The organism is Microvirga sp. P4_A5, from assembly GCF_056402495.1.
In genome coordinates, this window is sequence record NZ_JBFUHH010000145.1 from 1 (window position 1) to 7,841 (window position 7,841).

Annotated in this window: 8 protein-coding genes; 6 read left to right on the forward strand and 2 right to left on the reverse strand. The window is 64.9% G+C overall.

Going from position 1 to position 7,841, the window contains the following annotated elements:
* Positions 1-659: glycosyltransferase (locus AC1DVM_RS21860; protein WP_477258029.1), on the forward strand; the 659-nt coding region annotated here is incomplete at its 5' end.
* On the opposite strand, the gene AC1DVM_RS21865 is transcribed toward AC1DVM_RS21860, so the two are convergent.
* Entirely contained in the window at positions 610-1,131 is a 522-nt protein-coding gene (locus tag AC1DVM_RS21865) for a hypothetical protein (RefSeq protein WP_477258031.1), read from the reverse strand. The two genes, AC1DVM_RS21860 and AC1DVM_RS21865, sit on opposite strands and share 50 nt — an antisense overlap.
* Positions 1,132-1,329: 198 nt before the next feature.
* Between AC1DVM_RS21865 and AC1DVM_RS21870 the strand changes: the two genes are divergently transcribed.
* Positions 1,330-2,499: an MFS transporter gene (locus tag AC1DVM_RS21870; RefSeq protein ID WP_477258032.1), complete on the forward strand. Its 1,170-nt coding sequence runs from the start codon at positions 1,330-1,332 to the stop codon at positions 2,497-2,499.
* Here AC1DVM_RS21870 and dgcA read toward each other — a convergent pair.
* Positions 2,478-3,461 (reverse strand): N-acetyl-D-Glu racemase DgcA, encoded by a 984-nt coding sequence (dgcA, locus tag AC1DVM_RS21875; RefSeq protein WP_477258034.1) that lies wholly within the window; start codon positions 3,459-3,461, stop codon positions 2,478-2,480. The two genes, AC1DVM_RS21870 and dgcA, sit on opposite strands and share 22 nt — an antisense overlap.
* Positions 3,462-3,560: 99 nt before the next feature.
* On the opposite strand from dgcA, the gene AC1DVM_RS21880 reads away from it, so the two are divergent.
* The 4 genes from AC1DVM_RS21880 (at position 3,561) to AC1DVM_RS21895 (ending at position 7,671) form a co-directional block, all read left to right on the forward strand.
* Positions 3,561-4,706, forward strand: coding sequence for an ABC transporter permease (locus tag AC1DVM_RS21880; protein WP_477258036.1), 1,146 nt, complete (start codon positions 3,561-3,563; stop codon positions 4,704-4,706).
* A 1-nt stretch (position 4,707) separates the two neighbouring features.
* Positions 4,708-5,508: an ABC transporter ATP-binding protein gene (locus AC1DVM_RS21885; RefSeq protein ID WP_477258038.1), complete on the forward strand. Its 801-nt coding sequence runs from the start codon at positions 4,708-4,710 to the stop codon at positions 5,506-5,508.
* Positions 5,509-5,516: 8 nt separating this feature from the next.
* On the forward strand, positions 5,517-6,845 hold the full coding sequence (locus AC1DVM_RS21890; RefSeq protein WP_477258040.1) for an MlaD family protein: 1,329 nt from the start codon (positions 5,517-5,519) through the stop codon (positions 6,843-6,845).
* Between the two features lie 229 nt (positions 6,846-7,074).
* Positions 7,075-7,671 (forward strand): ABC-type transport auxiliary lipoprotein family protein, encoded by a 597-nt coding sequence (locus AC1DVM_RS21895; RefSeq protein ID WP_477258042.1) that lies wholly within the window; start codon positions 7,075-7,077, stop codon positions 7,669-7,671.
* Positions 7,672-7,841 lie beyond the last annotated feature (170 nt).

Here is a 7,841-nt window from a genome sequence, read left to right on the forward strand (position 1 = left end):
GCGCCGTGATGGTGAGCACGCCATCCATGGAAACCGAGCTCGCATCCCGTGGCTTCAACAATATCATGCGCTGGACCCGTGGCGTCGACACGGCGCTTTTCCGGCCCAGTCCCGAGCGGCGCATCGACGCGTCACGGCCCGTGTTCCTGTTCGTCGGCCGCGTCGCGGTGGAGAAAAATATCGAGGCATTTCTCAGCCTCGACCTGCCGGGCAGTAAGCTTGTGGTGGGCGAGGGGCCCGCGCGCGCCATTCTCGAACAGAGATACCCTGAAGCGCGATTCCTTGGCGTCCAATCCGGCGAGGCGCTGGCGCGGATCTACGCGGGCGCGGACGTGTTCGTGTTTCCGAGCCTCACCGATACGTTCGGCATCGTGCTTCTCGAAGCGCTGGCTTCAGGCCTTCCCATCGCGGCGTTTCCGGTGACTGGGCCCGCGGATGTGGTGGGATCGTCGGGTTGCGGAATCCTCAGCAACGATCTTCGCCAGGCGGCCCTCGCAGCGTTGGAAATTCCTCGGGAGCGTTGCCGTCTTTATGGCGAATCCTTTACCTGGGCGGAAAGCGCGCGCCAGTTCTTCGCCAATATCCAGGCTGCCTGCGATGGAGCGGCCTTTACATCAGAAACGAAGGGTGGGCCGGTATCGTCTCTGTCGGCTGTGTAGGTTCGTCTCCCGGGGGCTCAGGGTCGCAAACGGCGATCATTGCCTGAAGTCGCGATTCCAGCCGGCGCAGGTTTTTGAGGATGGCAGCGATGCGTTGCATCCCGGCCGCGTCCGCTTGGCTCAGCGGGACGTCCGGATGCAAGGGCTCAAGGCCGATTCGGTCTGCCGGCGGCAACAGGGCGACCTCGCGCTTCGTCTCGGCGAGGCTCGTCGCGACGCTCCTCAGGCTGTCGTGCAGGTGGTCCATCACCCGCACGGCGCGACCGGGCAGGGTGTCGTCCTGTAAACGCGCGATGGCGGTCAGGACCGTTTCGGTGTCGGCGTGGCGGTTGCGGCGGGCAAATTCGCGCAGGAACCATCGGCCCCGCGAAGTCTCCATCACAGCCGCTTCGATGGCGGCGAAATCCGAATCGGAAAAATCGCGATCCCGCTCCGTGACGAACGTCTCCTCATCGGTCATGGTGGGCGTCATCGCCACAAGACTCCTGATTCCCGGAGCATGTCCCGGATAACACGGCTGGTCCGTCGATCCGGGAGGTGTCCCGCTCTCTGTCACCACTGTGTCGAAAGCCCGCAACAGCTCAACACCTTCCGTTGCGTTATCAACGCCCTTTCGCGGCCCAGGCCACGATTTTGGCGGCTCGGACGTCTTCACCAGGCTCTTTTGACGATGTCTCGTCCCAAAGCTCTCGCCCTTCGTCTCTCCGCCCTCCAGGCCGCGAGTTTTTTCGGACACGGCTTCTACCTGCCGTTCTTTCCCCTCTGGCTTCAGAGCAAGGGCCTCGATCCGGCGCTGATCGGTCTGGTGGTGGCGATCCCCATCATCGTGCGGGTCGTCGCGACCGCGCCGCTCTTGAGCCTCGCCGACAGGTCGTGCGGCGCGCGTCGGCTGCTGGTCTTCAGCCATTGTGGGCAGATGGTCGGGTTTCCGCTACTGCTGCTGGCGCAGGACAGCGTCGCGATCATCGCCCTGGTGGGGCTCGTGTCCTTTGCGCAGGCGGCCGTTATCCCAGGGAACGATCTTGTGACCACCACGGCGGTGCAGCGCCATCCCGGCCTGGATTATGGCCGTCTGCGCGGTTTTGGGTCCATCTCGTTCTTCCTCGCCAATATCGTGGGCGGCTATCTCGTGGGCGCCTTCGGGGCGAGCGTCATTCCGCTGGCGCTGACCATCATCCCTGTCCTCGGCATCTCGGCAACGCTCGCGGCCATTCCGCCGGGGATGTCGGACATTCCCGCGCCGGTGGCAAACGAGCGGCCCGCCGCGACCAGCCTTCCCAATGTCCTGTGGATCGTCATGATCGCGGCTGCGCTGACCCAAGGGAGCCATGGGGCGCTCAATGCCTTCGCGAGCATCTATTGGCAATCCGAAGGGGTGCCGGATGCCATCATTGGTTATTTTTGGGCGGCCGGCGTGATTGCCGAGATCGGCGTGTTCATGCTGCTCGGCCGGGCGGTGGGGCGCGGTTCGGGTCTCGGATTGCTCGTCATCGGTTCCGCCGCCTCGGTGATCCGGTTCACCATCATGTCGCTTCAGCCCGAGATGGCCACCACCTTTGTCCTGCAATCCATGCACGCCCTGACTTTCGGGGCCTCGCATCTGGGCGCGATGGCGGCCCTGACGGCACTGGCGCCCGCTGGCGCGAGAGGTCGGGCGCAGGGGATCTACGGCTCCCTCGCCGCCCTCACCACGGCTTCGGCGACGATCGCGAGCGGAATGATCTACCGGGAATCGGGCGCGCTGGTCTTCGCCGCCATGGCGCCCTTGGGCGCCGCGGGTCTCATCCTCACCATGGTGGCCGCGAGAAAGCTGAAAAATCAGCCCCACAGGGCGGGCTGAGGCGGGTAGACGATGCTGCCGTCATAGACCAGCGCGGGGGAACGATCCTGCGCCAGCAAGAGAGGCCCGTCGAGATCGACGAAACGGGCACGGGGCGCCAGCACCATGGCGGGAGCCATCGCCAGCGACGTGCCGACCATGCAGCCGATCATCAGCGAAAAGCCGAGCGACTGCGCCGCGTCGGCGAGTTCGAGGGCCTCCGTCAAGCCGCCGGTCTTGTCGAGCTTGATGTTGATCGCATCGTAGAGCCCGACGAGGCGCTTGAGGCTCGCGCGATCATGGACGCTCTCGTCGGCGCAGATCGGCACCGGGCGGGGGATCGTCGCCAGAAAACCGTCATTGGTCGCCGGCAAGGGCTGCTCGATCAACGAAAACCCGGCATCCGCGCAGGCCGCCAGGTGCTCGGCGAGATTCTGCTCGGTCCAGCCCTCGTTGGCGTCCGCGATCAGCGTCGCGGCGGGCGCCGCGCGGCGAACCGCCGCGATGCGTTCGAGATCGCCGCCCTCTCCACCGAACTTGACCTTCAGGATGGGGCGGTCCGCCGCTTTCGCCGCCGCGTCGGCCATCCCCTCCGGGGTGCCCAGGCTGATGGTGTAGGCGGTTGTGGCGGGAGGCCAGCGATCCACGCCGGCGGTCACATGGGCGCGGATGCCCGAACGCTTGGCGTCGAGATCCCAAAGCGCGCAATCGACCGCGTTGCGGGCCGCTCCAGCAGGCATCACCGATTGAAGCGCCTCGCGCGTCAGGCCGGACTCGATCCGGCTTCTCAGGACCTCGATCGCATCGGCGACGCCCTCGACGGTTTCGCCATATCGGGAATAGGGCACGCATTCGCCCCGGCCTGTCGCGTCATTCTCGGAGATCCTCGCCATCACCACGACGGCTTCGGTCCGGGACCCTCGCGCGATGGTAAAGGTGCCGGCGATGGGAAACCGCTCGATGCTGACGGTGAGTAGACGCATTCTCTCGCCCCTGTTGCTGAAACGCGGCTCGACTTGTGGCGCAGCAACACGCTATCACCAAGCGGAATCGATGGCAGAATCTGTGCCGGAAGGATGATCGTGCCGCAGCGCGGATTGGCTCAAGAGCCGGAGGTCGAAATCGAACGGTCGGGCGACCGGGTCACGGCGAAGCTTGCCGGGTACTGGACGGCCGAGCACGCGGCGATCATCGAGCGCCTCGCGGACGAAATTACGGCCGAACCCGATACGCACCACTTCATCCTCGATCTCGCCAACGTCCACAGGCTCGACACGCTCGGCGCATGGGTTCTGGACCGCACCCGCCATGAACTGGGGCAACGGGATCTGTCGGCGGATTTCGCCAATGCGGACCCCGAACAGCAGATCTTGCTGGATGAAGTGGCCTACCGGGGTTTCCAGGAAACGAAGCCGGTCAAGCATTCGCGCTTCGTCGACTTTCTCGTCGATGTCGGGCGAACCGTCCACGAGGCAGGTCGCGACCTCGTCGGCGGCGTCGCCTTCCTCGGGGAGCTGATCGCCGGAATCGCGCGGATCACTCTCAATCCGAGCCGGTTTCGGGGCGCGGCGGTGGTCAACCAGCTCGAGCAGATCGCCTATAAGGGCGTGCCGATCATCGTCCTGATCTCGTTTCTGGTCGGCTGCATCATCGCCCAGCAGGGCATCTTTCAGCTCATCCGCTTCGGCGCCACCCCCTTCGTGGTCGATTTGATCGGCATTCTGGTGTTGCGCGAACTCGCGGTTCTTCTCACGTCGATCATGGTGGCGGGCCGCTCCGGCTCGGCGTTCACGGCCGAGATCGGGTCCATGAAGATGCGCGAGGAGATCGACGCCCTGCGGGTGATGGGGCTCGATCCGATCGAGGTCCTGATCGTGCCGCGCATCATGGCGCTCCTGATCGGGCTYCCCCTTCTGACCTTCATTTCGTCGATCGCCGCGCTTCTGGGCGGCGGCATCACGGCGTGGTTCTACGGCGACGTCAGCCCGGACGTATTCCTGTCGCGGCTGAAGGCGGCGGTCGATCTCAATACGTTTTTCGTGGGGCTCATCAAGGCGCCCTTCATGGCCCTCGTGATCGGCATCATCGCCACGCTCGAGGGCATGGCGGTCGAAGGCTCGGCGGAATCGCTCGGCCGGCACGTCACCTCGTCGGTGGTGAAGGCCATCTTCATGGTCATCGTCCTCGACGGCTTGTTTGCCATGTTCTTCGCAGCGATCAGGTTCTGAGATGCTGGACAGGCGCCATACCGTTCCCGACAAAGATCGCGAAATCGTCATCAGCGTGCGCGACATCGAGGTCGGATTCGGGGAAAAGACCATCCTCAAAGGTCTCAACCTCGACGTCTATCGCGGCGAGATTCTGGGCTTCGTGGGTGCGTCCGGCCAGGGCAAGTCGGTCCTCACCCGGGCGATCCTGGGTCTGGTTCCCAAGCGGGCCGGCACCATCGAGGTCCTGGGCCAGAATCTCGATGAATTGTCACCGTCGGAGCGCCGGCTTCTGGAGCGTCGCTGGGGCGTGCTGTTCCAGCAAGGAGCCCTGTTCTCGGCGCTGACGGTCAGGCAGAACGTCCAAGTGCCGATGCGGGAGTTCCTGGACCTGTCGGATCGCCTGCTCGACGAGTTGGCCATGCTGAAGATCGAGATGGTGGGGCTCAATCCCGATGCCGCGGACAAGCTTCCGTCGGAATTGTCGGGCGGCATGATCAAACGCGCCGCGCTCGCCCGGGCGCTGTCCCTCGATCCCGACATCCTCTTCCTCGACGAGCCGACTTCGGGCCTCGACCCCATCGGGGCGGGGGAATTCGACGAACTGATTGCGACTCTACAGCGGACTTTAGGCCTGACGGTATTCATGGTAACGCATGATCTCGACAGTCTACACACGGTCTGCGACAGGATCGCCGCCCTGGGTGACGGCAAGATCCTGGCGGAGGGGACGATCGAGACGATGCTCGCATCGGATCATCCTTGGCTCCGCGCCTATTTTCACGGAAAAAGAGCCCGCGCCGTCATGGCGCCCGAGGCTTAAGGTCAACGATGGAAACGCGTGCGAATTATGCCCTGATCGGTTTGTTCACCCTTGCGGTGATCGCCGCCGCTTTCGGCTTCGTATACTGGTTCTCGGGCGGTGACCGGGGCCAAGCGCGGCAATCCGTTCGGGTGGTCTTTGCCGGGTCCGTGTCGGGCCTGTCGAAGGGATCGATCGCGTCCTTCAACGGCCTTCGGGTCGGCGAGGTCACGGAAATCAGCCTCCTTCCCGAGGACCCGCGTCGGGTCGTCGCCATCATTCAGGTCGAGGGCACCACCCCGATCCGGGCCGATACCCGCGCGCGGCTTGAGTACCAAGGCCTTACGGGCGTGGCGGCGATCGCCCTCACCGGCGGCGAGCCGGGAGCCCCGCCGCTGGTCGCGGGGCCCGGCCAGCCCCTGCCCACCATCTTCGCGGACCGGTCGGACTTCCAGGACCTGATCGAATCCGCCCGGAACATCGCCCGGCGGGCCGACGACGTCATGGAACGGGTCAGCCGGGTCATCACCGACAACGAGGCGGCGATCAACCGCACCGTGCAGAACGTCGAGAAATTCTCGCAGGCCCTGGGCGAAAACGCGGATGGCATCGACAGCTTCCTCGCCTCCATCGGTCAGGCGGCCGAGAAGGTCGGGCCGCTGRCCGAGAAGCTCGAGACCCTCGCGGCCAATCTCGACGAAGTGGTGCGCTCGGTCGATCGCGAGCGGGTGGCGCGCATTGTCCAGAACGTCGACGATTTCACCACCAGCCTCAGCGACAGCCGGAACGACATCAGCAAGGCGCTGGCCGACGCCGCCACCCTCGTGGGTCGCCTGAACGACGCCGCGCCGAAACTCGACTCGGCCCTGACGGAAATCAACAACCTCGCCAAGGCGGTCGATTCCACCAAGGTCGGCCGGGTCGTCGACAACGCGGAGGTGTTCAGCCAGACCCTGCGGGAGCGCAGCCCGGACGTCGACAAGGCGATCACCGAGGCTCGGTCGATCACCGAGAAGCTCAACAAATCGGCCGACAAGATCGACGCCGTGCTGGCGGGCGCCGAGAAGTTCCTCGGCTCCGCTTCGGGCGAGGAGGGGCAGGGCGCCTTCGAGCAGATCAAGGCGGCGGCGGAATCGGTCCGCGTGCTCGCCGACAACCTGAATGCGCGGACAGCCAGCATCCTGACAGGCGTGGGCAAGTTCACGGATTCGGGCTTGCGGGAATATGAAGCGCTGGCCGTCGAGGGGCGCAAGGCCCTCAACGACATCAGCCGCGCGGTGCGAAGCATCGAGCGAAATCCCCAGCAATTCATCTTCGGGGGCAAGCCCGGCATCCCTGAATATAACGGACGCCGCTAGCGCAGAGACGGCCTAAACCCAACAGGTCGAAGCCGAACCTGCGCCAATTTCATCGACATCCCTGCGATTGACTGAACTTTCCGGGGTATGCTCAAGTTAATGGTCGGGAGTGGATTCCTGCCGGAGGCGTTTTAGTCCGGCAGGGCCGCTTGAAGCTCCAACAATATGTGGGTCACCAGTGCTTTCCTCGAAATCGAACAGGCTCCAATCCCTCGGCAGGGTGACCTCCGTGCTGGTCCTCGGTGCGCTCGCGGCGGCGTGCTCGTCGGCTGCTCCCACCACCTATGACCTCTCCGCCCCCACCGCGCGGATCGGCGGATCGGCCGGCCTGCAGATCTCCGTCAACGAGCCTTCGGCGCTCCAATCGCTCTCGACGCAGCAGATCCTCGTCAAGGACGCGACCGGTGCGATTTCGTTTCTCGGGGCCGGGCAATGGTCGGACAACCTACCCCGCCTGATCCAGACCCGCCTCATCAACACCTTCGAGAACGCCTCGCAGCTGCGCGCCGTCACCCGGCCGAGCAGCGGCGCTGTCGCAGACGTGCAGCTTATCTCGGAACTTCGGAGCTTCGAGATCACGACGCCCGCCAATGAAGCCATCGTCGAGATGTCAGTGAAGATCGTCAACGACAGCTCGGGCCGGATCGTGAATGCGCGCATCTTCCGCGCCCACGTGCCGGCAGCCTCGGTGGATGCGGCCAACGCCGCCCGCGCGCTCGATCAGGCGCTGTCCGTCGTCATGGTCGACATTGTGCGCTGGGTCAGCGGCAGCAGGTTGCCGCGCCGGGAAGTGGCGGGCGAGTCGAGCGGCGCCTCGCCGGGCTGAGGGATGGTGAACGCAGGCCAAACAAAAAACGCGGCCTCGGGGGCCGCGTTTTTTGTTGCCTGTCGTCGAGTTCGGTCAGTCCAGCTTGCCGCTCGCATGGGCCCGCATGGTGTAGACCTTGCCGGTTTCCGACGTCAGGTAGGTCTTGGTCAGCTTCGAGTCCCTGTCAT